Source organism: Streptomyces sp. NPDC017991 (genome assembly GCF_044328075.1).
Lineage (GTDB): Bacteria > Actinomycetota > Actinomycetes > Streptomycetales > Streptomycetaceae > Streptomyces.
The window spans coordinates 758,029-780,806 of sequence record NZ_JBIRGP010000003.1; the positions used below are offsets into that span (position 1 = coordinate 758,029).

Annotated in this window: 27 protein-coding genes; 14 read left to right on the forward strand and 13 right to left on the reverse strand. The window is 69.9% G+C overall.

Annotated elements, in window-relative coordinates:
• Positions 1 to 17: 17 nt before the first annotated feature.
• On the reverse strand, positions 18 to 251 hold the full coding sequence (locus ACH4DZ_RS11875) for a hypothetical protein (protein ID WP_149511585.1): 234 nt from the start codon (positions 249 to 251) through the stop codon (positions 18 to 20).
• A gap of 243 nt (positions 252 to 494) precedes the next feature.
• On the opposite strand from ACH4DZ_RS11875, the gene ACH4DZ_RS11880 reads away from it, so the two are divergent.
• The 3 genes from ACH4DZ_RS11880 to ACH4DZ_RS11890 all read left to right on the forward strand — a co-directional run bounded on the left by ACH4DZ_RS11880 (position 495) and on the right by ACH4DZ_RS11890 (position 3,976).
• Positions 495 to 1,901, forward strand: a complete 1,407-nt coding sequence (locus ACH4DZ_RS11880; protein ID WP_398286881.1) for a family 2B encapsulin nanocompartment shell protein — start codon at positions 495 to 497, stop codon at positions 1,899 to 1,901.
• Positions 1,902 to 2,033: 132 nt separating this feature from the next.
• Positions 2,034 to 3,176 (forward strand): family 2 encapsulin nanocompartment cargo protein polyprenyl transferase, encoded by a 1,143-nt coding sequence (locus tag ACH4DZ_RS11885; RefSeq protein WP_398286882.1) that lies wholly within the window; start codon positions 2,034 to 2,036, stop codon positions 3,174 to 3,176.
• Between the two features lie 191 nt (positions 3,177 to 3,367).
• Entirely contained in the window at positions 3,368 to 3,976 is a 609-nt protein-coding gene (locus ACH4DZ_RS11890; RefSeq protein ID WP_398286883.1) for a GNAT family N-acetyltransferase, read from the forward strand.
• Positions 3,977 to 4,030: 54 nt separating this feature from the next.
• On the opposite strand, the gene ACH4DZ_RS11895 is transcribed toward ACH4DZ_RS11890, so the two are convergent.
• Positions 4,031 to 4,621 (reverse strand): TetR/AcrR family transcriptional regulator, encoded by a 591-nt coding sequence (locus tag ACH4DZ_RS11895; protein WP_398286884.1) that lies wholly within the window; start codon positions 4,619 to 4,621, stop codon positions 4,031 to 4,033.
• Between the two features lie 119 nt (positions 4,622 to 4,740).
• On the opposite strand from ACH4DZ_RS11895, the gene ACH4DZ_RS11900 reads away from it, so the two are divergent.
• Positions 4,741 to 5,325, forward strand: a complete 585-nt coding sequence (locus ACH4DZ_RS11900; RefSeq protein WP_398286886.1) for a dihydrofolate reductase family protein — start codon at positions 4,741 to 4,743, stop codon at positions 5,323 to 5,325.
• A 55-nt stretch (positions 5,326 to 5,380) separates the two neighbouring features.
• Positions 5,381 to 5,599, forward strand: a complete 219-nt coding sequence (locus ACH4DZ_RS11905) for a hypothetical protein (RefSeq protein WP_398286888.1) — start codon at positions 5,381 to 5,383, stop codon at positions 5,597 to 5,599.
• 78 nt (positions 5,600 to 5,677) lie between these two features.
• Here ACH4DZ_RS11905 and ACH4DZ_RS11910 read toward each other — a convergent pair whose 3' ends face one another.
• From ACH4DZ_RS11910 to ACH4DZ_RS11920, 3 genes are all read right to left on the reverse strand, one after another.
• Positions 5,678 to 6,088: a VOC family protein gene (locus tag ACH4DZ_RS11910; protein ID WP_398286889.1), complete on the reverse strand. Its 411-nt coding sequence runs from the start codon at positions 6,086 to 6,088 to the stop codon at positions 5,678 to 5,680.
• Between the two features lie 4 nt (positions 6,089 to 6,092).
• Entirely contained in the window at positions 6,093 to 6,506 is a 414-nt protein-coding gene (locus ACH4DZ_RS11915; protein ID WP_210889873.1) for a helix-turn-helix transcriptional regulator, read from the reverse strand.
• A 120-nt stretch (positions 6,507 to 6,626) separates the two neighbouring features.
• Positions 6,627 to 7,385: a GAF and ANTAR domain-containing protein gene (locus tag ACH4DZ_RS11920; protein WP_398286891.1), complete on the reverse strand. Its 759-nt coding sequence runs from the start codon at positions 7,383 to 7,385 to the stop codon at positions 6,627 to 6,629.
• A gap of 584 nt (positions 7,386 to 7,969) precedes the next feature.
• Between ACH4DZ_RS11920 and ACH4DZ_RS11925 the strand changes: the two genes are divergently transcribed.
• Positions 7,970 to 8,356: an STAS domain-containing protein gene (locus ACH4DZ_RS11925; RefSeq protein WP_398286893.1), complete on the forward strand. Its 387-nt coding sequence runs from the start codon at positions 7,970 to 7,972 to the stop codon at positions 8,354 to 8,356.
• A 417-nt stretch (positions 8,357 to 8,773) separates the two neighbouring features.
• Here the strand turns inward: ACH4DZ_RS11925 and sodN are convergent, their stop codons facing one another.
• Positions 8,774 to 9,169 (reverse strand): superoxide dismutase, Ni, encoded by a 396-nt coding sequence (gene sodN, locus ACH4DZ_RS11930; RefSeq protein WP_030790542.1) that lies wholly within the window; start codon positions 9,167 to 9,169, stop codon positions 8,774 to 8,776.
• A 144-nt stretch (positions 9,170 to 9,313) separates the two neighbouring features.
• Here sodN and sodX point away from each other — a divergent pair, with 144 nt between their 5' ends.
• A complete protein-coding gene (sodX, locus tag ACH4DZ_RS11935; RefSeq protein ID WP_398286894.1) occupies positions 9,314 to 9,748 on the forward strand; it encodes a nickel-type superoxide dismutase maturation protease in 435 nt (144 codons plus the stop codon).
• On the opposite strand, the gene ACH4DZ_RS11940 is transcribed toward sodX, so the two are convergent.
• Complete coding sequence (locus tag ACH4DZ_RS11940) at positions 9,652 to 10,281, reverse strand: CGNR zinc finger domain-containing protein (RefSeq protein WP_398286895.1); 630 nt, start codon at positions 10,279 to 10,281, stop codon at positions 9,652 to 9,654. The two genes, sodX and ACH4DZ_RS11940, sit on opposite strands and share 97 nt — an antisense overlap.
• A gap of 96 nt (positions 10,282 to 10,377) precedes the next feature.
• Here ACH4DZ_RS11940 and ACH4DZ_RS11945 point away from each other — a divergent pair, with 96 nt between their 5' ends.
• Positions 10,378 to 11,136: a class I SAM-dependent methyltransferase gene (locus ACH4DZ_RS11945; RefSeq protein WP_398286897.1), complete on the forward strand. Its 759-nt coding sequence runs from the start codon at positions 10,378 to 10,380 to the stop codon at positions 11,134 to 11,136.
• A 307-nt stretch (positions 11,137 to 11,443) separates the two neighbouring features.
• Here the strand turns inward: ACH4DZ_RS11945 and ACH4DZ_RS11950 are convergent, their stop codons facing one another.
• The 3 genes from ACH4DZ_RS11950 to ACH4DZ_RS11960 are packed head-to-tail and all read right to left on the reverse strand — an operon-like array spanning position 11,444 to position 14,177.
• Positions 11,444 to 12,241 (reverse strand): amino acid ABC transporter ATP-binding protein, encoded by a 798-nt coding sequence (locus tag ACH4DZ_RS11950; RefSeq protein ID WP_398286898.1) that lies wholly within the window; start codon positions 12,239 to 12,241, stop codon positions 11,444 to 11,446.
• A complete protein-coding gene (locus ACH4DZ_RS11955) occupies positions 12,238 to 13,182 on the reverse strand; it encodes an amino acid ABC transporter permease (protein ID WP_398286899.1) in 945 nt (314 codons plus the stop codon). Before ACH4DZ_RS11955 ends, ACH4DZ_RS11950 begins: the two co-directional genes overlap by 4 nt.
• Positions 13,183 to 13,214: 32 nt before the next feature.
• Positions 13,215 to 14,177 (reverse strand): ABC transporter substrate-binding protein, encoded by a 963-nt coding sequence (locus tag ACH4DZ_RS11960; RefSeq protein ID WP_398286901.1) that lies wholly within the window; start codon positions 14,175 to 14,177, stop codon positions 13,215 to 13,217.
• A 671-nt stretch (positions 14,178 to 14,848) separates the two neighbouring features.
• Here ACH4DZ_RS11960 and ACH4DZ_RS11965 point away from each other — a divergent pair.
• The 4 genes from ACH4DZ_RS11965 to ACH4DZ_RS11980 all read left to right on the forward strand — a co-directional run bounded on the left by ACH4DZ_RS11965 (position 14,849) and on the right by ACH4DZ_RS11980 (position 18,472).
• Complete coding sequence (locus tag ACH4DZ_RS11965) at positions 14,849 to 16,072, forward strand: NADP-dependent malic enzyme (protein ID WP_107021358.1); 1,224 nt, start codon at positions 14,849 to 14,851, stop codon at positions 16,070 to 16,072.
• 545 nt (positions 16,073 to 16,617) lie between these two features.
• Positions 16,618 to 17,583, forward strand: a complete 966-nt coding sequence (locus ACH4DZ_RS11970; RefSeq protein ID WP_398286902.1) for a zinc-binding dehydrogenase — start codon at positions 16,618 to 16,620, stop codon at positions 17,581 to 17,583.
• A 59-nt stretch (positions 17,584 to 17,642) separates the two neighbouring features.
• Entirely contained in the window at positions 17,643 to 17,852 is a 210-nt protein-coding gene (locus tag ACH4DZ_RS11975; protein ID WP_148010429.1) for a helix-turn-helix domain-containing protein, read from the forward strand.
• The gene (locus tag ACH4DZ_RS11980) at positions 17,852 to 18,472 is read left to right on the forward strand and encodes a Clp protease N-terminal domain-containing protein (RefSeq protein ID WP_398286904.1); all 621 of its coding nucleotides are present in this window, start codon (positions 17,852 to 17,854) and stop codon (positions 18,470 to 18,472) included. Before ACH4DZ_RS11975 ends, ACH4DZ_RS11980 begins: the two co-directional genes overlap by 1 nt.
• A gap of 41 nt (positions 18,473 to 18,513) precedes the next feature.
• Here the strand turns inward: ACH4DZ_RS11980 and ACH4DZ_RS11985 are convergent, their stop codons facing one another.
• The 3 genes from ACH4DZ_RS11985 to ACH4DZ_RS11995 all read right to left on the reverse strand — a co-directional run bounded on the left by ACH4DZ_RS11985 (position 18,514) and on the right by ACH4DZ_RS11995 (position 21,275).
• Entirely contained in the window at positions 18,514 to 19,599 is a 1,086-nt protein-coding gene (locus ACH4DZ_RS11985) for a helix-turn-helix transcriptional regulator (RefSeq protein ID WP_398286905.1), read from the reverse strand.
• Position 19,600: 1 nt separating this feature from the next.
• Positions 19,601 to 20,644 (reverse strand): DUF4097 family beta strand repeat-containing protein, encoded by a 1,044-nt coding sequence (locus tag ACH4DZ_RS11990; RefSeq protein ID WP_398286906.1) that lies wholly within the window; start codon positions 20,642 to 20,644, stop codon positions 19,601 to 19,603.
• A gap of 445 nt (positions 20,645 to 21,089) precedes the next feature.
• The gene (locus ACH4DZ_RS11995; protein ID WP_362086406.1) at positions 21,090 to 21,275 is read right to left on the reverse strand and encodes a DUF6104 family protein; all 186 of its coding nucleotides are present in this window, start codon (positions 21,273 to 21,275) and stop codon (positions 21,090 to 21,092) included.
• Positions 21,276 to 21,477: 202 nt separating this feature from the next.
• On the opposite strand from ACH4DZ_RS11995, the gene ACH4DZ_RS12000 reads away from it, so the two are divergent.
• Together ACH4DZ_RS12000 and ACH4DZ_RS12005 are read left to right on the forward strand one after the other, a co-directional pair.
• A complete protein-coding gene (locus ACH4DZ_RS12000) occupies positions 21,478 to 21,993 on the forward strand; it encodes a hypothetical protein (RefSeq protein ID WP_398286907.1) in 516 nt (171 codons plus the stop codon).
• Positions 21,994 to 22,070: 77 nt separating this feature from the next.
• Positions 22,071 to 22,775 carry a hypothetical protein gene (locus ACH4DZ_RS12005; protein ID WP_398286908.1) on the forward strand — a complete coding sequence of 235 codons (705 nt, stop codon included), beginning with the start codon at positions 22,071 to 22,073 and terminating at the stop codon, positions 22,773 to 22,775.
• The last annotated feature ends 3 nt before the right edge of the window (positions 22,776 to 22,778 follow it).

Genomic DNA, 22,778 nt, shown 5'->3' on the forward strand with positions numbered 1-22,778 from the left:
GTGCCGCGTGCCGGGCCCTAGGCGCGCAGGAAGCCGTCCCCGTGGGTCGCGATGTGGCTCTCCACCGCCTGGAGCGCCTGCTGCGTGGCCTGCGGGGAGCCGCTGCCGCGCCGCTCCGCGAGGTAGGCCGCGCCGAGGGTCTTCAGCAGATCGCCGCCGGTCCGCTGCGCCTGGACCTCGTCGATCTTCTGCTTGCCTTGCGTGAGACCGCGCTGTGCTTGTTCCTTCGCGCGGTCCAGGAAGCCTGCCATGGCCGTCTCCTCCGTCGTCGTGCGTCGTGCCTGTTCAACGGGCCGCCCGATCTTGGAGTTCCCGGTCGGAACGGCCCGCGGACCCGTCGGACTGGGCCGCCCGGGCTCCCCGGCCCGATCGGGCGCCCGCAGTATGCCCCGCTTCGCGAAGATCCATTCCCCCTCTTTCGTGTAATGGCACCAGCACGGTCCGTGATGGAAGTGTGGGCGCCACGCTCGTTGCACGATGGGGAGGACATTTTCATGTCGGTAGGCGAAGAGATCCGCGCTGACCAGGATCAGCCGCAGAAGAGTCTCGGCACATCCGCGGCGCGGAACCTGGCCACGACCACCAAGTCCGTACCGCAGATGCAGGAGATCAGCTCACGGTGGCTGCTGCGCATGCTGCCCTGGGTGAACGTGCAGGGCGGCACGTACCGGGTGAACCGCAGGCTCAGCTACTCCGTGGGAGACGGCCGCGTCACCTTCGTGAAGACCGGTGACCGCGTCCAGGTCATTCCGGCGGAGCTCGGCGAACTGCCGGCGCTGCGCACCTACGAGGACCAGGAGGTGCTCGCCGAGCTGGCCGCGCGCTGCGAACAGCGGGAGTTCGAGCCGGGCGGCGTGCTCGCCTCCTTCGGCAGCCCGGCCGACGAGGTGTTCCTGCTGGCCCACGGCAGGGTCGAGAAGATCGGCACGGGCCCGTACGGGGACGACGCGGAGCTCGGAACGCTCGCGGACGGCGCCTACTTCGGCGACCAGGCGATCCTCGACCCGGACGCCATCTGGGAGTACACGGCCCGCGCGACCACCGCGTGCACGGTCCTCGCACTGCCCCGCACACACTTCGACACGATCGCGGAGCGCTCCGAGTCGCTGCGTGAGCACCTCGCGCAACTGCGGGCGATCCCGCACCAGCGCGCCAACAAGTACGGCGAGAAGGAGATCGACCTCGCGGCCGGCCACACAGGGGAGCCCGCCATCCCGGGGACGTACGTCGACTACGACGCGGCGCCACGGGAGTACGAACTCAGCGTCGCCCAGACCGTGCTGCGCATCCACACCCGCGTGGCCGACCTCTACAACCAGCCCATGAACCAGACCGAGCAGCAGTTGCGGCTCACGGTGGAGGCGCTGAAGGAGCGCCAGGAGCACGAGCTCATCAACAACCGGGAGTTCGGGCTGCTCAACAACTGCGAGTACGACCAGCGGATCCAGCCGCACGACGGCGTACCGAGCCCGGACGACCTCGACGAACTGCTCACCAGGCGGCGCGGCACCAAGCTGCTGCTCGCCCACCCCCGGGCGATCGCCGCGTTCGGCCGTGAGCTGAACAGGCGGGGCCTCGTCCCGGAGACCCTGGACGTGGCCGGCAACCGCATCCCCACCTGGCGCGGAGTGCCGATCTACCCGTGCAACAAGATCCCGGTGACCGAGGCCAGGACGACGTCGATCATCGCCATGCGTACGGGCGAGGCGGAGCAGGGAGTCATCGGACTCCAGCAGGCGGGCATCCCGGACGAGATCGAGCCGAGCCTGTCCGTGCGGTTCATGGGCATCAGCGAGCAGGCGATCATGTCGTACCTCGTGACGACGTACTACTCGGCCGCGGTCCTGGTGCCCGACGCGCTCGGCGTCCTGGAGAACGTCGAGATCGGCCGTTGGCGGTGACCTCCGGGACCTCCGGCGCACCGCGTGCCGTGTCCCCGTCCGCCGGACCGGGTGGACCACAGGGGTACGCGCCGGCTTCGGCGGAACCGCCACCGGCAGTGCGACCTTCGAGGCGGACCCATGGGTGACTTCATGACGGACACGCGCACGGGGACGCGTACGGAGGTACGGACGGAGAGGCGGCAGAGCCCGTTGTCCGCGGTGGGAGGGGCCGTCCCCGAGCAGGGGCCGGCACCTGCCGGGCCGCACGGCTCGCCCGACGGACAGGAGGCGGCTACCCTCCTCGACAGGGCCCGGGTCTCGGTCGAACCGGAACTGCGCCGGGCCGTCGAGTCGCTGCCCGGCCCGATGCGCCGGGTCGCGCTCCACCACTTCGGGTGGGAGCACGCGGACGGCACTCCGGCGGCGGGGAACGCGGGCAAGGCCATCCGGCCCGCGCTCGTACTGGCCGCGACCGGAGCACTCGGCGGGCACCGGACGACGGCCGTACGGGCCGCCGCCGCGGTGGAGTTGGTGCACAACTTCACACTGCTGCACGACGACGTGATGGACCGGGACACCACCCGCAGGCACCGGCCCACCGCCTGGGCCGTGTTCGGTGACGCCGACGCGGTCCTCGCGGGGGACTCCCTGCAGGCGCTGGCGCACCGGCTGCTCGCCGAGGATCCCCATCCGGCGTCCGCGGCGGCGTCCGCGCGGCTCGCCGGCTGTGTCGTCGAGCTCTGCGCGGGCCAGCAGGCCGACACCGCGATGGAGCGTCGTGCTCCCGACGACATCACGCTCGACGAGGTGCTGGCCATGGCCGAGGCCAAGACCGGTGCGCTCCTGGGGTGCGCGTGCGCGTTGGGGGCGTTGTACGCGGGCGCGGACGACGCGGATGTCGCGGCGTTGGACGCGTTCGGGCGCGAGGCCGGGCTCGCCTTCCAGCTCATCGACGACGTGATCGGTATCTGGGGGGATCCGGGGCGCACCGGCAAGCCGGCCGGGGCGGACCTGATGGCCCGCAAGAAGTCCCTCCCGGTGGTCGCGGCACTCGCCTCCGGCACCCCGGCCGCGGCCGAACTCGCCGAGCTGTACCGGGCTCCCTACCGCGACGGCGATCTGGAGCGCACGGTCCTCGCCGTCGAGCGGGCGGGCGGTCGCGAGTGGGCCCAGATCCAGGCGGCCGACCGGATGGCGCGGGCCCTGGGCCATCTCTCCCGTGCGGTCCCGGACCCGGAGGCGGCGGAAGGCCTGCTGTCGCTGGCGGAGTTCGTGACCCGGCGAACCTCATGAGGAGGGCCGTCTGAGACGCCGGAACTCTCTGTCGCGTGCGGCACCTGACGGCGCGGCGGGGCGGAGAGGTTCCGGTTTCGGCGGGCCCCGCGCATCCCCACGGTGCGCGGGACCCGCCACCCCTCGCCCGGGTGATCGCCTAGGCTGCAACGGCCATATGGACAGGGGCCGTTGAGGCGAAGGGGCGGGACATGGGCGTGGCGATCCGAAGAGCGGGCGAGGTCGACCGGGAGGACGTGACACGGCTCCTGGACGAGGCCTTCCAGGACGACCCGGTGAGCGGCTGGGTCTTTCCCGACGCGGACCACCGGCGGCGTAAGCATCCGCTGCTGATGGGGGCCTTCCTCGACATCGTGCTCGACGCGGGGTACGTGGACGTCACGGAGGACGGCTCGGCCTGCGCGCTGTGGCTGTCGATACCGGCGGGGGCGCCCGAGGAGGACGAGGAAGGGCCGGTTCAACTGCGTGAGGCCGTCGATCCCGGCAACGAACGCGTCGAACTGATCGCCCGGCTGACCGCCGAGGCGCATCCGGCGGACGCGGCCCACGAATATCTGTGGATGATCGCCGTCAGGCCGGACCGGCAGGGGGAGGGGCTCGGGACGGCTCTCATCCAGCATGTGCTCGAACGGTGTGACGGGGAGGGGCTGGCCGCGTACCTGGAGGCGAGCGGGGTGCGGAGTCGGGGGCTGTACGAGCGGCTCGGGTTCGCCTTCACGGGCCGGGCGGTCGCGTTGCCCGCGGGGCCTGCGATGTGGCCGATGTGGCGCGAACCGTTGCGCGAGCCGCTCCGTGACTAGGGCGGTTCTTCGGGTGCGGCGCCGTGGGGGCTGGTCGCGCGGTTCCCCGCGCTCCTAAGGGCGGGGGACGATCGTGTCGACGATTCGTTCCACCAGGCCGTCCGGGACGCTCACGCCCGGGAGTACGCCGTCCAGTACTCCCGGCAGGGTCAGGTGTTCCAGGATCAGGCCGAGCATGGCGACGTAGAGGATCGTCACGGTCTCGTCGCCGCCAGGGAGTCCCGCGGCGCGGTGGAACTCCATGCCGTACTCAAGGTCGGCGCGGATGGTCTTCGTGTACGAGGCCCGCAGCTCGGGGCGGCGCGTGGCCTCCAGGCGCATTTCCAGGAGGCCCAGGTAGCCCGTGCGGTCGCGTTGGGCGCGGGCCATGAGGTCGTGCATGAAGGCCGTGATCAGCGCGCGGTTCCGTGGTGCCTTCAGCAGCTCGGCCAGCACCTCCGGGTCCGGGGCCAGTCGCTCGTGCAGCCGGGCGTCGATCTGCCGGAGCAGGTCGTCGCGGCCGGTGAAGTAGTTCGAGGCGGTGCCCACCGGCACCCCGGCCTCGGCGTCCACCGCGCGGAAGGTCAGCCCGCGGGCCCCCTCGCGGGCCAGGACCTCCACTCCGGCGTCGACCAGCGCGGCTCGGCGCTGCGGGTTGCGCACCATCCGGAATCCTCTCCCTCACTTCGGTCCCGTAGGGGAAGCAGTCGGTCATCGCCTTGCAACCACTACAAGTGAAGCACTATGAATGGAGTGGTTTAGTCAGCCTACGGAAAGAGACCGGCTTGCGAAAGCTCACGTATTTCATCGCCTGCTCGATCGACGGCTTCATCGGTGATCCGAGCGGCGACGGGTCGATGATGATCCCGTTCGTGGACGAGGAGTTCTTCGAGTTCCTCCAGACCGAGTATCCGGAGACGCTGCCCACCCACGGCCGCCGCGCGCTCGGCATCGACGACCTGGCGAACCAGAAGTACGACACGGTCGTACAGGGCCGCGCCAGTTACGACCTGGCGCTGCAGATCGATGTCACCAGCCCCTATGCCCATCTGCGTGAGTACGTCGCCTCACGCACGCTGAAGGAGTCGCCCGACCCGAACGTCGAGATCGTCGCCGACGACCTGGTCGGCAAGGTCCGTGCGCTCAAGGCGGAGGACGGCGACTTCGGTGTCTATCTGTGCGGTGGTTCGCAGATCGCGGGCGAGCTGATCGACGAGATCGACGAGCTGGTCGTCAAGACGTACCCCATCGTGCTGGGTACCGGCATGCCGATGTTCGGCTCCGGCTTCGCGATCAGTGAGTTCACACTCGGCGAGGTGCGTACGTTCAAGAACGGGGCGATCGTGCGGACGTACCGCAGGAAGCGCTGATTCGGGGGCTGCCGCCCGGCTGTCGGCCCGGCTCCTCCCGCAATATTCTGGAGGCATGGCCAGCGATGAGTCCCTCTGTCCGGTCTGCGAGCAGTCCGTCGACACGGTCGTGCGTCGGCACAAGACCCTGGGTGTCTTCGTGCCTGTCTGGGGCCCCGGTCCCTGCCGCAACCCCCGCTGCGCGAGCTACGAGGCGGGGGAGGAGCCCGTACTCATGACCGAGCCGGGGCCGCCGCCCGGGGAGTCCCGCCCCGGCGCGAAGCGGGAATCCTGACCGGCGACACCCGACACCCGACACCCGACACCCGACACCCGACACCCGACGCCCCCCGCCAACCGGTGGCCGGTCCCGTCATTTGCGCTGCGTGAAGCGCAGCAGGTTGCCCGCGGGATCGCGGACCGCGCAGTCACGGACTCCGTACGGCTGGTCCATCGGTTCCTGGATGATGTCGGCATCCGCCGCGAGCAGCCGTTCGTACGTCGCGTCGCAGTTCTCCGTGGTGAAGATGACGCCTCGGAGCAGTCCCTTGGCCAGCAGTTCGGCCACGGTGCGCCGGTCCGCCTCCGGTGCGTTCGGATCGGCCAGGGGCGGTTCAAGGACGATCTCCACGTCCGGCTGGAGCGGGGGGCCGACGGTGACCCAGCGCATGCCCTCGAAACCGACGTCCTTACGGACCTCCAGGCCCAGCACGTCACGGTAGAAGGCGAGCGCCCGGTCGTGGTCGTCGACCGAGATGAAGCACTGCGCGATTTTGAGGTCCATGGCCTCACGCTAGAGGCTTGGCCGCCGCCCGGCGCACCGGTCGCGTGTACATCTTCGCCACGCAGGCCGGGATCGCCGCTCCCGGCTCGTGCGACCGTGCCCGGTACGCGCTAGGCGTCTCTCCGACCAGCTCCGTGAAGCGGGAGCTGAACGAACCGAGCGACGTACACCCCACCGCGAAGCAGACCTCCGTGACGCTCAGGTCGCCGCGCCGGAGCAGCGCCTTCGCGCGCTCGATGCGGCGCGTCATGAGATAGCCGTACGGCGTCTCGCCGAAGGCCGCGCGGAAGCTGCGCTGGAAGTGGCCAGGGGACATCAGCGCGGTGCGCGCGAGCATGGGGACGTCCAGCGGCTCGGCGTACTCACGGTCCATCCGGTCACGTGCCTTGCGCAGTCGGACCAAGTCCTCCGTGGTCATGCCCTCAGCATCCCACGGCCCACTGACAGCGCCCCTGGACCGGTTGCGTCGCGGTCGACGCCGCCGAGATCAGCCGCAGCGGGACCGCGACTCCGGTGGCCGCAGCGGGTCGGACAGCCGTCAGGAAGCTCGGTGCCGGCGCGGGAAGGGCGAGCTGCCGGACGGGTCGCCGACGATCAGGGCGGCCAGGGCGGCGAGCTTCATCCGCTTCGCACGGGCATGGCCGCGCAGCCGCTCGAACGCCTCCTGAAGGTCGCAGTCGAGGCGTTCGGCGAGGATGCCCTTGGCCTGCTCGATGACGACGCGGCTGTTCAGAGCGCTCTGCAGCTGATCGCCCCGGACGAGCGCGTCGCGCAGCACATCGCGATGGGCCAGACCGACGGCCGTGGCGTCGGCGAGGAGCCGGGCCCACCGGAGCCCCGACGGCTCCAGCCGGCCGTGCTGGTGGTAGAGATCGAGCGCGCCCAGGGGCCGGTCCCGATGTGTCAGAGGCAGGGCCGTGACGGCGGTGAAGCCCTCGGACAGGGCACGGCTGGTGAAGCGGGGCCAGCGGATCCGGCTGTGCGGGTGGGACATCGGAATGTTGGCCAGGGGTCCCTTGCCACGTGAGATGTCCAGACGGGGCCCCATCCGCGACTCGGCCTGGACGCACTCCAGCCGGCGAGTGCGTTCGTCCGACGCGGCCATGCGCCAGGGAGTGCCCTCCGGGCCGATCAGACTGCAGGCGGCCGCCTCCACACCGGGCACGAGGGCCGTGACCCGCGCAAGCCGTCGCAGGAGATGTTCCTCGCTCTCACCCCGTGCGGGAGCGTCGACCAGGGCGAGCAGGTTCGCGGCCAGTTCCTGCGACCGGATGGTGTCGAGCGGTTCGGTGCTCATCACTTGGTTCCTGACTGGCTGGGTGGGGCTGCCGAGCCGGAACGGACGGCCCCCGGTGTCCAGGTGTCGCTGCCGGACCGAGGGGTTGTCGTTCGTTCCACACGACAGCCAAGCACATGGCGCCATCGCGCGACTACGGTGCGTCTGTGACGGTGGAATATTCCGGCACCGCGACCGGCGGATCGCGCTGTCGGCAAGGGACATGGTCACGCCCGCCGTACGGAGCCGCGAAGCCGTGTCGGACGGCTACGTGTCCGGTCGGCGGGGAGCGGCCGGCCCGGCGAATGCCTCTCGCCGAGCTGCTCTTCGCGAGGCATGACCGGTGACCGGTCACCGTCTCCTTCGCCGCCGGCCCGTACGAGCCGTCGCGCACGCCCCCTGCGCCACGGCGGACGCAGGGGGCGCCCGATCCATGCACCCACCACCAAGAACCATCCCGTGTACGGCGTACGACCGTGTGTGACCGGGCACGATGGTGAGTATCACTTCGGTGCCGCCCAAGACCCTGGTGGCATCCGCCGCGCGTCCCCCCAGCCGCGCCCTCGCGTTTGCCGTCATCTCTGGAGAGAGCACTGAGGTGGGCCATGGGCACCCATCACGTCACCTTCGGCCTGCGCCACCGGACGGCGGGAGACACGCTGTTACTCCTGCCGCGCGGCGAACTGGACGCCTGGGCCGACCAGGAACTGTTCCCGCGGATGGTCGAACTCCTCGACCGCCCCCGGGACCCGGCCCTGTCCGGTGTCGTCGTGGACCTCGGCGCGGTGACCTTCCTGGACGCCGGCGGTCTGCGCCTGCTGGTCCGCATCAGGAACCGGACGTGCCTGAGCGGCATCGAACTGCGGCTCGCCCGCACCCCCGCCAAGGTCCGCCGCGTGCTGCGTCTCTCCCGGCTCGAACGCACCTTCACGTTCCTCGACGAGCCGAGGTCACCGTGCGACAAGGCCTCCGGGCGAGGTGTGCCCGCCTGACCGGACAGCGTCCTGTCCGGGCTCCTTCGCCGTACGAGAGTGGGAACGCGCTCGCGTGCCGGCCGCCGGACCGGCTGTCAGCCGCGGTGGTCTGCCCCGTGTCGAACTGGTCGGGCAGGTCCACCTCGGCGGCGAACCGGTCGGCTGGACGAGCAGGGCGTGATCGTTCCCGTGCGGTCGGCCGGCGGTCAGCGGCCCGCTCCGCAGCCAGTTCGGTGATCATGCCGTCACCCCACCCGCGTCATCGTTCTCCATACTCCACCGACCACAGGATGGACAACGATCAGTACGCGCGAGGCGGGGAAAACGACCGCACCCGGACCGCGACGGACGCCGTGTTCGGCGGCCCGCGGACCGGGTGCGGTCAGGAAGGCGCTGCGATCGGAGCGATCGCAGATCAGAGGGCGTGACGCGAGGTCAGGCCTTCTTCGTCTCCCAGAAGATCTTGTCGATCTGGGCGATGTAGTCGAGAGCCTTCTGGCCCGTCGCCGGGTCGGTCGACGCCTTCGCGGCCGAGAGGGCCTTGAGGGCGTCGTTGACCAGCTGGTGCAGCTCCGGGTACTTCTCGAAGTGCGGGGGCTTGAAGTAGTCGCTCCACAGCACCGAGACGTGGTGCTTGGCGAGCTCGGCGCGCTGCTCCTTGATGACGGTGGCGCGGGCCTGGAAGTGCGCGTCGTCGTTGGCGGCCATCTTCTCCTGGACGGCCTTCACCGACTCCGCCTCGATGCGGGCCTGGGCGGGGTCGTACACACCACAGGGCAGGTCGCAGTGTGCGCTGACCTTGACCTTGGGGGCAAACAGGCGGGAAAGCATTGAGCTGTCCTTCCTCGTGATCGTCTTCTCAGGTGGGACATTACTCCGTGAGGGACGGGTTTTCGCGAGTGCCCCCATGGGCTTAGGACAAAAGTCCAGGGTCAGACTGGTACTCGTGGAGGATAGGACCGGGGAGGTGCCGGGATGCCGGAGCTGTCGCAGGAGACCGAGCGCGGGAGGGGCGTCCTGCCGTTCGGGGCCGCCGAGGTGATGGGGCCGTCCATGGCGCCCACGCTGCTGCACGGAGATCAACTCGTCGTGCAGTACGGGGCCAGGGTCAGGCCCGGTGACGTGGTCGTCCTGCGCCATCCGTTCCAGCAGGACCTGCTGGTCGTGAAACGCGCGGCCGAGCGGCGCGAAGGCGGCTGGTGGGTGCTCGGCGACAACTCGTTCGCCGGCGGGGACAGCAGGGACTACGGAACCGTGCCCGAGGAACTGGTCCTCGGGAAGGTGCGGTTCCGCTACCGGCCGCCGGAGAAGGGTCAGCGCTCGCCGTTCGCGGTCGCGCGCTGGGTGTGGTCGGCCGCCCGGCCGGTGCTCTCCGGCCGGTCCGCCTCCAGGCGCTTGCGGGCGCGGTAGGCGGCGACGTTCGCCCGGGTCGCGCAGCGGTCCGAGCAGTAGCGCCGGGAGCGGTTCGTCGAGGTGTCGAGGTAGGCGTTGCGGCACGGCGGCGCCTCGCACAGGCCCAGGCGGTCCACGCCGTACTCGGTGAGGTGGAAGGCCAGTCCCATCGCGGCGATCGCGGCGTAACCGGCGGTCGCGTTCGACGGGTGGTCCGCCAGGTGCATGTGCCACAGCGGGCGGCCGTTGTCGTCCCGGAAGTCGTGGCCCGAGATCTGCGGGCTGACCGGGAACTCCAGCAGCAGCGAGTTCAGCAGGTCCACGGCGAGCGTCTCGTCGCCGCCGTCGGCCGCCTCGAAGACCGCGCGCAGCCGGGCCCGTACGCCGCGGAAGCGGGTCACGTCCGAGTCGTTGGCGCGACGGGCCGCCGACGAGTTGCCCCCGAAGAGGTCCCGGACGGCATCGACCGAGGTGAGCGTGTCCTTGCCCCGGGCCGGCTCCTCGCTGTTGACGAGACGGACGGCGTAATCCGAGTAATAGGCCAGTTCCACTTGTAGTCCTTACGAGGGCGCTCTATGGTCGTGGTGCGGGCACGTAATGGCTGATGGTGCTTCCAGGGTATTACATCCTGGGGGAAAGGGGCGTACATGACGACCACCCTCGGGTCCGACTGGCAGGCGTGGCAGGAGAGCTGGGACCGGCAGCAGGAGTGGTACCTGCCGGACCGGGAAGAGCGGTTCCGGGTGATGCTCGACATGGTCGAGGCACTGGTGGGCCCCGAGCCACGGGTCCTGGACCTCGCGTGTGGTACGGGAAGTATCACGGCCCGGCTCCTCGAAAGGTTCCCGAAGGCGGTCAGTACCGGTGTCGATCTCGATCCGGCGCTCCTGACCATCGCCGAGGGCACTTTCGCGGGTGACGAGCGGGTCGCGTTCGTCACGGCGGACCTCAAGGACCCCGAGTGGGTCTCGCTGCTGCCGTACGAGTCGTACGACGCCGTCCTGACCGCGACCGCGCTGCACTGGCTGCACAGTGAGCCGTTGGCGGTCCTGTACGGGCAGGTCGCCGGGGTCGTCCGGGAGGGCGGCGTGTTCATGAACGCGGACCACATGGTCGACGAGGCGACTCCGCTGATCAACGCGGCGGATCGGGCGCAGCGGCATGCGCGGATGGAGGGGGCGAAGGCGGCGGGGGTGCTCGACTGGGCGTCGTGGTGGCAGCTTGCGGCTCAGGACCCCGTGCTCGCCGAGCCGACGGCGCGGCGCTTCGCAATCTACGGTGAGCATGCGGACGGGGATACTCCGTCTGCCTCGTGGCATGCGGGGGCCCTGCGGGCGGCGGGGTTCGCGGAGGCGCGGGAGGTGTGGCGGTCGCCGTCCGACGCGCTTGTCCTGGCCGTCCGGTAGCCGACTCTCCTTCGCCCCCGCCGCCCCTTCCCTCCCCCAGTCTCGGCTTCGCTCGACCGGGGGGACCCCCATCGTCCACGCATGGGGGCTCCGCCCCCTCGCCCTCGTATCGCGCTGCGCGCTCGTCCTCAAACGCCGGACGGGCTGAGAGGCGGTGGTCGGGCTGGAAGTCGGGGCGTAGCCCCACTTCCAGGGGCGCGGGGAACTGCGCGGCCGGCCCCCACCGGACCCGCAGCCGAAGAACGCGGAGGGGCGGTACGGAAAACCCGTACCGCCCCTCCGCGTAGCAACCGCACCCGCCGGACGGCTAAAGCACCTTCGACAAGAACGACTGTGTCCGTTCATGCTGCGGGTTCGTCAGGACCTCCCGCGGGTGTCCGGACTCGACCACCACACCCTCGTCCATGAAGACCAGCGAATCGCCGACCTCCCGGGCGAAGCCCATCTCGTGGGTGACGACGACCATCGTCATGCCCGACTCCGCGAGGTCGCGCATGACGTCGAGGACGTCACCGACCAGCTCCGGGTCCAGCGCCGACGTCGGCTCGTCGAACAGCATCAGCTTCGGTTCCATCGCCAGGGCCCGGGCGATCGCGACCCGCTGCTGCTGACCACCGGAGAGCTGCGAGGGGTAGTTGCCCGCCTTGTCGGCCAGACCGACCCGCTCCAGGAGCTGCCCCGCACGCTCGCGCGCCTGGGCCCTGCTCACGCCCTTGACCTGGACCGGCGCCTCCATGACGTTCTCCAACGCCGTCATGTGCGGGAACAGGTTGAACCGCTGGAACACCATCCCGATGTCCCGCCGCTTCAGCGCGACCTCGCTGTCCTTGAGCTCGTACAGCTTGTCACCCTTCTGGCGGTAGCCGACCAGCTCCCCGTCGACGTACAGCCGCCCGGCGTTCACCTTCTCCAGATGGTTGATGCACCGCAGGAACGTCGACTTGCCCGAGCCGGACGGGCCGATCAGGCAGAAGACCTCGCTGGGCCTCACTTCGAGGTCGATGCCCTTGAGGACCTCGACCGGGCCGAAGGACTTGTGGACGCCCTCGGCCTTCACCATCGGCTTACCGGAACCGGAGTCCACCTTGGACATGTTGGCGGTCATGCGCTTGCTCCTCCGCCCGCGCGGTTGGACAGGGACAGCATGTTCGCCTTGATCTTCTGGAACGGGGTGGCCGGCAGCGCACGGCTCGAACCGCGTGCGTAGTACCGCTCGACGTAGTACTGCCCGACGCTGAGCACCGAGGTCAGGACCAGGTACCAGGCGGCGGCCAGGAAGTACATCTCCACGGGCGCGCCCGACGACTGGCCGATGTCCTGCGCGTACCGGAACAGTTCGGCGAACTGGACCACCGACACCAGCGAGGTCGTCTTCAGCATGTTGATGACCTCGTTGCCCGTGGGGGGCACGATCACGCGCATCGCCTGCGGGATCACGATCCGCCGCAGGGTCTTGCCGTGGCTCATGCCCAGGGCGTGCGAGGCCTCGGTCTGGCCCTCGTCGACCGAGAGCAGACCCGCGCGGCAGATCTCCGCCATGTACGCGGCCTCGTTCAGACCGAGCCCGAGGAGCGCCGTCAGCAGCGGCGTCATGAAGCTCGACCAGTAGTCCTTGTAGATCGGACCGAGGTTGATGTACTGGAAGACCAGGCCCAGGTTGAACCAGACCACGAGCTGGACCAGGACCGGGGTGCCCCGGAAGAACCAGATGTAGAACCACGCGATCGACGACGTCACCGGGTTCTTCGACAGGCGCATCACCGCGAGGAGGATGCCGCCCGCGATGCCGATCACCATCGACAGCACGGTGAGCAGCATCGTCTGGCCGACGCCCTTGAGGATCCGGTCGTCGAGGAAGTAGTCCGGTACGGCCCCCCAGTTGATCTTGCCCTGGGCGAACGCGTAGATGATGGAGACGAAGATCGCGATCGCGATGACGGCCGAGACGTACCGCCCGTAGTGGCGGACCGGGATGGCCTTGATGGCCTCCGGGCCGCCCGGGGGAGTGTCCTCGGGGCCGGCCGTCTTGTCGATGTCAACAGTCACGGTGTTGCCTTTCAGCGCCGCTGGTTACGCGGTCACTTGCCGCCGTTGAGGGTGGCTTCCTTCACGGCGCCGGCCTCGACGCCCCACTTCGCGATGATCTTGCCGTACTCGCCGTTCTTGATGACCGCGTCGAGCGCGGCCTGCAGAGCGTCCCGCAGCTCGGTGTTCGACTTGGCGACCGCGATGCCGTACGGGGCGGCCTCGACCTGCTCGCCGACGACCTCGAAGTCCTTGCCGCCGCCCGAGGTCTTCGCCGCGTACGCCGCCACGGGGAAGTCCGAGGAACCGGCGTCGGCGCCACCGGCGCGCAGCCGGGTCTGGGCCTGCTGGTCGTTGTCGAAGGCCTCGATCGAGAGCTTCTTGCCGGCCGGACACTTCTTCGCCTGGTCCTTGGCGAGGTCGTTCGAGACCGTGTTGCGCTGCACCACGACCTTCTTGCCGCACAGGTCGTCCCAGGTCTTGATGGACTGGTCCGCACCCTGCTTGGTGTAGATCGAGACGCCCGCGGTGAAGTAGTCGATGAAGTCGACGCCCTCGCCGACCTTCTTGCCGGTCTCGGCGTCGACGCCCTCCTGACGGTCCTTGGTGTCCGTCATCGCCGACATCGCGATGTCGTACCGCTTGGAGCGCAGGCCGGTGAGCAGCGTGTCGAACGTGCCGTTCTCGAACTCGAACTTCACGCCGAGCTGCTTGCCCATGGCGTCGGCGAGATCGGGATCGATGCCCACCGTCTTGCCGGAGTCGTCCTTGAACTCGACCGGCGCGTACGCGATGTCCGAGCCGACCTTGATGACGCCCTTGTCGCGGACGGCCTTGGGCAGCTTGTCGGCCAGCGGGGCGGCGCTGGAATCCGCAGTGTCCGAGCTGCCGCTGTCCTTGTCCTTGGTCTGGTCACCGCAACCGGTGAGCAGCAGGGCGCCTGCGACCGCGATCGCACCGACCGCGGCTATCCGGGACTGCGCGGCGGTCGTACGACGGGTGGAGCGTGCGGTCATGGTGGGTTCCTCCGGCGGGTGGGTGGAGTTGCCGATGGGTCGGCAGTAGCCGATGGGTCGACGAGAACACACACCTTCGGGTGTCGCGACCTCGTGTGATTAGGGCATCTTGCCATTCGGACTCGTCCCTTCAGGGTGCCCGCCATGTCAAAATCGGATAACGGGTGACCCCCTAACCGGACCGAAGCGGTCCGGCTCGACCGGATCATGTGCGGAAAACCTTCGTGAGGGCCGGAGGATCTTCGGTGGATCCACGGATGCGAGCGACCACTTCCACGCACTTACGACACCATGGCGCCTATCGGCGGATTGTTCGCGAAGTGGGCTTGTTCGATGTATTCGGTCATGAGTCATGTCGTCGGTATGTCACCGGTATGTGACCTTCGCGCTCCGGTATACGGGCCCGGGTCCTCGCGATGTGCGGGTCCCGGCTCCTCGGTGTGTGACCTTCGGCCGCCCACGTGTGACCTTCGCTTTATGGACTCGTCCGCGATGCGGTCCGTCCGGTAAGAAGGTTCCTTACACCCCTCATCCGGGGCTCAGGGCGCGTGTGCGGCGCGCCCGTCGCGCATGTTCCGTACTTAACAGTCATCAGGGACATGTGCGGTGCCCGCCCGCTCCTCACCAGGAGCGGCAACCCTCAACCATGAAGACTTAAGGGGTAAAACAAAGTGGCAGCGGAGATCGTCAATCCTCGCAGCGACAGCAGTACGGATCAGGACGGCGGGGCCGAGCCCCTCGATTCCTTCGACCCGGCGTTCGCGCTGCACCGTGGCGGGAAGATGGCCGTGCAGGCCACCGTTCCCGTCCGTGACAAGGACGACCTGTCCCTCGCGTACACGCCCGGCGTCGCGAAGGTCTGCATGGCCATCGCGGAGCAGCCGGAACTCGTCCACGACTACACGTGGAAGTCGTCCGTGGTCGCCGTCGTGACGGACGGGACCGCCGTGCTCGGTCTCGGTGACATCGGGCCCGAGGCCTCGCTCCCCGTCATGGAGGGCAAGGCGATCCTGTTCAAGCAGTTCGGCGGGGTCGACGCCGTGCCGATCGCGCTGGACTGCACGGGCGTCGACGAGATCGTCGAGACCGTCGTGCGGCTCGCGCCCTCCTTCGGCGGCGTGAACCTGGAGGACATCTCGGCGCCCCGGTGCTTCGAGATCGAGCGGCGGCTGCAGGAACGGCTGGACATTCCCGTCTTCCACGACGACCAGCACGGTACGGCCGTCGTCACGCTGGCCGCCCTGCGGAACGCGGCGCGGCTGACCGGGCGCTCGCTCGGCCAGCTGCGGGCCGTGATCTCGGGCGCCGGCGCGGCCGGGGTGGCCATCGCCAAGTTCCTGCTGGAGGCGGGGCTCGGGGATGTCGCCGTCGCGGACCGCAAGGGGATCGTGTCGGTCGACCGGGACGATCTGACCCCGGTCAAGCGGGACCTCGCGGTCATGACCAACAAGGCGGGTCTCTCCGGCTCGCTGGAGTCCGCGCTCGCCGGGGCCGACGTCTTCATCGGCGTCTCCGGCGGTACGGTGCCGGAGCCGGCCGTGGCCTCCATGGCCGAGGGTGCCTTCGTCTTCGCCATGGCGAACCCGAATCCCGAGGTGCATCCCGATGTCGCCCACAAGTACGCGGCGGTCGTCGCCACGGGGCGGTCGGACTATCCGAACCAGATCAACAACGTGCTGGCGTTCCCCGGGATCTTCGCGGGGGCGCTGCAGGTGCGGGCCTCCCGGATCACGGAGGGGATGAAGATCGCTGCGGCTGAGGCGTTGGCGGCGGTCGTGGGGGACGATCTGGCCGCGGACTATGTGATTCCGTCGCCGTTCGACGAGCGGGTCGCTCCGGCGGTCACTGCGGCGGTTGCCGCGGCGGCGCGGGCGGAGGGTGTGGCTCGCCGGTAGGCGTTTCCTTCTGGCCTGCGGCTGCCGGCCGCGGGCGGTCGGTCGCCGGGTACTTGCTGCCGGCCGCTGGCTTCCGGCTTACCGGCTGCCGGCTTCGGGTCCCGTCCATGTGGGCGGGGCCCGAAGCTGTGCCCGGAGGTTTTTGCCGGGGGTTCGGCTGGGTGGGTGGCCGCGGGTTCGCCCGGCGGTCGGGTGCGGGTCGGTGGGGGTTGCTCGCGCCGTTCCTCGCGCCCCTGGGGTGGGGGTGGTCGGGGTGGTGTGTTGGGTGCGGCCGGGTGGGGGCTGGTCGCGCCGTTCCCCGCGCCCCTTGGGTGGGGGGTGGTGGGGGTGGTGTGTGGGGTGCGGGCGGGTGGGGGCTGGTCGCGCCGTTCCTCGCGCCCCTGGGTAGGTGGGGCCCGGCTTTTGTTTCTGGGGGCGCGGGGAACTGCGCAATCTTTTGGGGTGTGGGCGCTGCCAGGGGACGCGTGGGGGCGAGGTCCGGTGGGGGACGCGTGTCACAGGCGAGGGCGGTTCCGTCGGAGGCACCTGCCACCTAGGGTCGGCACATGTTCGCTGCCTACGCCGCCCGTATCGACCGCGACCAGCCCCTGAACGGCCTTGAGTCGGGTGACCGCCCCGCTCCCGAGGCCCGCCCCGGCTGGACGACCGTGAACGTCAAGGCCGCCTCCCTGAACCATCACGATCTCTGGTCGCTGCGCGGGGTCGGCCTCGCCGAGGACAAGCTGCCGATGATCCTCGGGTGCGACGCCGCGGGGATCGACGAGGACGGCAACGAGGTCGTCCTGCACTCCGTCATCGGGCAGACGGGCCACGGGGTCGGCCCGAAGGAGCCACGCTCCATCCTCACCGAGCGCTACCAGGGAACCTTCGCGGAACAGGTCTCGGTCCCCACCTGGAACGTCCTGCCCAAACCCGCCGAACTCTCCTTCGAAGAGGCCGCCTGCCTGCCCACCGCCTGGCTGACGGCGTATCGCATGCTCTTCACCAACGCGGGTGTACGACCCGGTGACTCGGTTCTCGTCCAGGGAGCCGGCGGCGGTGTCGCCACTGCCGCGATCGCGCTCGGCAAGGCCGCCGGGCTGCGCGTCTTCGCCACCAGCCGGGACGAGGCGAAGCGCAAGCGCGCCCTGGAACTCGGCGCCGTCGAGGCCGTGGAGCCCGGCACCCGGCTGCCGCAGCGCGTGGACGCCGTCATCGAGACGGTCGGCGCCGCCACCTGGTCCCACTCGGTCAAGTCCCTGAAGCCGGGCGGCACCCTGGTCATCTCGGGTGCCACGAGCGGTGACCGGCCCCCGCACGCCGAGCTGACCCGCATCTTCTTCCTCGAACTCAAGGTCGTCGGCTCCACGATGGGCACGAAGGACGAGCTGGAGGACCTGCTGTCCTTCTGCGCCGCCACCGGCGTCCGCCCCGTCATCGACGAGGTCCTCCCGCTGGACCGCGCCCGCGAGGGCTTCGCGCGGATGGAGTCCGGCGAACTCTTCGGCAAGGTCGTGCTGACCACCTCCTGATGCCTCTGGGGCGTCAACTGGCGTTGACAAAGCCTTGTGTGTCAATCTAAGTTGACATCATGACCGAAGCAACGGATCTCGCCGAGCGCGCGGGTGACCGCGATCCGCGGATCGGGCTGCGGGCCGTCTCCGCGTTGCGGCGGCTCCTGGAGCAGCTCGAAGCGGTGCAGGTGCGCAGTGCGCGCCATCAGGGTTGGTCGTGGCAGGAGATCGCCGCGGAACTGGGTGTCAGCAGGCAGGCCGTGCACAAGAAGTACGGGAGGCAGTGATGTTCGAACGGTTCACCAAGGACGCCCGCGCGGTGGTCCTCGGCGCGGTCGGCCATGCCGAGCGCCTGGACGCGGAGACGGTCGAGGAACAGCACCTGCTGCTGGCGCTCCTCGACCGCGAGGCCAGCCGTGCGTCGTTCGCCCTGACGTCGCTGGGCCTCGGAGGACGCAGGGAGTCCGTCCAGCGGGCTCTGGCCGAGGCACGCCGTCGCGGCGGGCTCTCCCGCGCGGACACCGACGCCCTCTCGGGTCTGGGCATCGACGTCTCGGCGATCGTCTCCCGGGTCGAGGAAGCCCATGGTGAGGGCGCCTTGGAGGCGGCCCACGGGAACGGTAAGGGGGATGGGAGAGGCGACGGCAACGACAGTGGGCGTGGCAAGGGGTGGTGGGCCGGCTTCGTCGGTCAGCGACGTCCCTTCGCGCGCGGTGCCAAAGACGTCCTCACCGAGTCCCTGCGCATGGCCCTCGCCCAGCAGGACCGGCACATCGGTGACGAGCATCTCCTTCTCGCTCTCGCCGCCCGCCCCGGCGTCCCGTCGGAGGTCCTGGCCGACCACGGCGTGACCTACGTGGCACTGCGGCGCGTGCTGTACGGCGGGGGAGAGGCGAAGGCGGGCTGAGGGGGTGAGGCGGTCCGCTTCCGGACCGCCTCGACCGTCGCTCAGCCCTTGGGTGCCCGCAGCACCGCACCTATGTGCGCCGCGGCCGACGACAGGTGTCGGCGGGCATCGCGCAGTTGTTCCTCCGTCACCCCGTGATCGCGGGCCGCGTCGCGGATGTCGTCGCGGAAGCGGTCCAGCAGGCGGTCCAGGTCCCGGGTGGGGTCGCCCGTGGAGTCCTCATGGGCCCAGGAGGGCTCGTAACCGGCGGGGAAGTCCTCAGGCGTGTCCGTGTAGTCGGGCTTCCGCGACTCCGTCCCGGCGCCCGTCCCGGCGCCCGCCCCCGGCCTGCCGAAGCCGAAGTCCTTTCCGAACTCCTTGCCGAAGTCCTTGCCGAAATCGCCGAACTCCTTGGCGAGCTCGGTGAGGCCCTCCCGGACCCCCGTCGGCCAGTCGCCCCGGGTGAAGTGGTCCTGCACCTGGTCCTGCACGCGCTTGGCGATGCGCTGGAGCTCCTCCTGTGCCTGCACCCGGACCCGCTCCTGGGTTTCCTTGGCCTGGTGCCGGGCCCGCTGGGCCTCCTCGCGGGCCCGCCGGCTCTCGTCCTTGGCGCGCCGGGCCTGCTCCTTCCACTCCTGCTTGACGCGACGCATCTCCTCCTTGGCGGCGCGCCAGGCCTCCCTGTCCCCGAGGTCCGTGAAGTCGCCGCCCGTGCCCTCGTGTTCGCCGTGCGCCTTGGCACCGGCTCCCGTGGAACCCCGCCGTGCCTCGCTCGCCGCAGCACGCATCTCGCGGCGCAGATCCCCCGCGGCACCGCGTACGTCGGCACGGATCTCCGCGGCCAGCTCGGCGACCGATTCGCGGATCTCCAGCTCCAGATCGGCCAGTTCGCCGCTCCGGTCGGCCAGCTCGGCACGGCCGGCGTCCGTGATCGCGTACACCTTCCGGCCGCCCTCGGTGGTGTGGGTGACCAGGCCCTCGGCCTCCAGCTTGGCCAGCCGGGGGTAGACGGTGCCGGCCGACGGCGCGTACAGCCCCTGGAAGCGCTCCTCCAGGAGGCGGATCACTTCGTAACCGTGGCGTGGTGCCTCGTCGAGCAGCTTGAGCAGGTAGAGCCGCAGGCGGCCATGGGCAAAGACGGGAGCCATGTCAGAGCCCCTTCTGGTGGGTCGGGCCGTCGGGTGATCCGTCGGTGGCGTCGGTGGCATCAGTGACGTCCGAGGCGTCGGCGGGTGCCTGTTGAGCGGGGGTGGCGAGGCTGGCCGGCGCGGGCGTCTCGGAGGCGGGTCCGGTTCCGGGCGGGGCAGGAGCCGTGTCCCGCGGTTCATCCTCCCCGACGTCCGCCTTCTTCTCGAAATCCACACCTTCGTCCCACGGTTCGTCCTCCGCCGGGGGCCTGCGCAACAGTGCGATCGAACCGGAGATGGTGGTCGCCTTCAGGCGGCCGTTCCCCGCGCCGAGCCTGCCGGTGATCTTCTTGGCGCCCCACTGGCCGTCGATCCGCAGGTCCTCGAAGGCGCTGGAGACCGTACCGCTCGCCGAGTCCACCTCGACCTCCGCGTCCGCCGGATGCGGCAGGCGGACGGCGATCTCCCCCGAGATGCTGGTCAGCCGCATGTCACTCGGCCGACCGGCCGGGTCCAGGTCGACGATCACGGAGCCGCTGACCGAGTCGACCCGCACGGACGGGCTGGAGCCGTCGATGACGGTCAGGTCGCCGGAGACGGAGTTGAGCCGGAGGTCGCCGGTGAGGGCCTGGGCCTCCACGTTCCCCGATACCGTGTCCGCGCGGACCGGGCCCGAGAGGCCCACGAGTGTGGTGTCGCCGGAGACGCCCTTCACCACCGCGCGGCCGTCGATGCCGGAGACCACGGCGGTGGCGCTGACCACGCCCACCTCGACGCGGGTGCGGGCAGGTACGGCCAGGGAGACCACCGCGCTGCGGCGCCAGCCCTTGCGGTCGAGCCACTTGAGGAAGCCCTTCCAGGGCAGGTCCTCGTACGCGACCGTCAGGGTGCCGTTCTCCTGGGTGACTATCAGGGGCGGTCCCTCTATCGAGGAGACTTCTAGGCGGGCGGGGCCCTCGTCGATGCCCACCACGTTCACCGTGCCGTTGGCGATGCGCACGTGGAGAGCCGTCACCGGTTCGTCGAATGTGAGCTTCCTTGGCTCTGCGACGGACCACTCGGACATGGTGCTGACCTCCTCGGACGGGGGTGGTGTGTTGCGTGACGCGCCATATCGCGTCTTCTGATAGACACGATATATCGCGGATCCGGGAAGTCAAGGTGCTCGTTCTGGTGGTTTGTGGGGTCTCATTGGTGCTATATATGGACGAATTGACCTTGCGTTGACCGTCCGGGCCGGGTGTCCCGTCCTGTCGCGACTGGGGGTTTTCGCCCCCGCCGCCCCTTCCCGTTCCCGTCCACGCATGGGGGCTTCGCCCCCTCGCCCCCGTAATCGCGCTTCGCGCTCGTCCTCAAACGCCGGACGGGCTGGGTTGGCGTGCTTCGTGCTCGTCCTCAAGCGCCGGACCGGCTGGGTTGGCGTGCTTCGCGCTTGTCCTCAAGCGCCGGACCGGCTGGGTTGGCGTGCTTCGTGCTCGTCCTCAAGCGCCGGACGGGCTGGGGTGCGGGGGTTACTCGTCGTCCTCGTCCTCGTCGTCCAGGCGGGCCAGCCAGGTTGCGAGGCGTTCCACCGGGACCTCGAAGTCCGGGTTGAGGTCGACGAATGTGCGCAGCTGCTCGGCGAGCCACTCGAAAGTGACCTCCTCCTGGCCGCGCCGCTTCTCAAGTTCCTCGATACCGCGGTCGGTGAAGTACATGGTGGTTGCTCTCCTGCGTGCGTACCGGTCGTTCTCCTGCGCACAGCCTACGAAACCGGTCGATGCCCCTCGGTGGGACGATCCCGTGACTAAGGTGTGCATCTGGCACAGAATGGGTAACTCCCCTTTCCCGAAAGCCTGTTCATCCTTGTCCAGTCGTGCGGTTCTGGTGCTGCCGAGCGCCGCGATACGGAGCGGTGAGATGTCCGAACTGATGACGGCCGCCGGTCAGCTGGCTCCCTTTCTGAGCGCCGCGGCCGCGTCGATGGGGACGGCCGTGCTCGTGACCGCCCGGGACCGGCTCGCCGAGAGCGTCGTGCAGGGCGGTCGTACCTTCCTGGATGCGGCCCTGGGGCGGGATGCTGAGCAGGGTGGGGAGGGTGAGCGGGGTGGTGGCGCTGGGGTGGGAGGCGTTCTCGCGCGGTTGTCTGGTGCTGAGCGTGAGGTGCTGGAAGCGGCCGTCGGGCGCTGGCTCGCGGGTGGTGATCTGAGCGCGTCCGCTCTTGAGGGGTGGGTGGCGAAAGCCGCCGCGCTTCGGCCGGGCGGAGATATTCATGTGACGGCCACCGGGCGCCACGCCGTCGCCGTCGGGCAGGTTCAGGGGGATTTCAATCTCTCTTATCCGCCTCATCCGCCTCATCCGCCTCATGCACGAGAAAGTGAGTGCGACGAACGGGACGAACGGGCTGATCGCGTCGATCCTTTGAGCGGCAGATGACCAAACCCGCCGAAGGAGTCCGCGAAGGCGCTCGCGAAGGTGTCCCTGCGGGGGCCTCTGGGGGAGAGGGCCCCAGTGTGCGGGGCGAGGGTACCTGGGTCACGGCCGTCGGGCAGGTGCTCGGCAACTTCGTCGTCAGCCTCGTCGTCGGCGACGCGCTGCAGAGCACCCTCGACGGCGCCCGGAACTGGCGGGTGTGGAACTGGCCGCCGTTCTTCGTCGTCCTCGGCCTCGGCGGCGCCGCCCTGCTGAGGACTCCCGAGGGGCCGGGCGACCAGGTCCTCCAGCCCTATCTGATGATCGGTATCGCGGTGCTGATCGCCCTCGTGCGGGTGGTCGGCATACAGGGGCGCGCCGGGGCCCAGGCCCTTGCCTCCGCGCTGTCCGTCGCCCTCGCCGTGGGCGGGACGGTCTGGGTGGAACAGGTGCGCGGCCACGGGGAGGTCGACGTCGCCGGTCTTACCACGGTGACGCCGACCCGGCCGCTGCGAGACGGGGAGACGCTCGTCGTGGGGGTGGACGGAGGCCCAGTCCGTACGCATCTGCGTCTCGTCCTCAGGGTCGACGACGCCGCCCCTGACATGCAGTCCTGCACTCCGGAGACCCGGCTCGCCCTGCGGCTCGGCGGCGGCCCGAGCACGGTCGACGACGTCCGGTCGGGCCGGCCGGTCGACATGCGGCTGGGCGGAGTCCGGGACGGCATACGCGTCACCGTCACGGTCCACACCGACGCCGGCTGCCGGATGAACGTGTTCGTCGACGACGCCGTGCTGCACGGCTGAGGG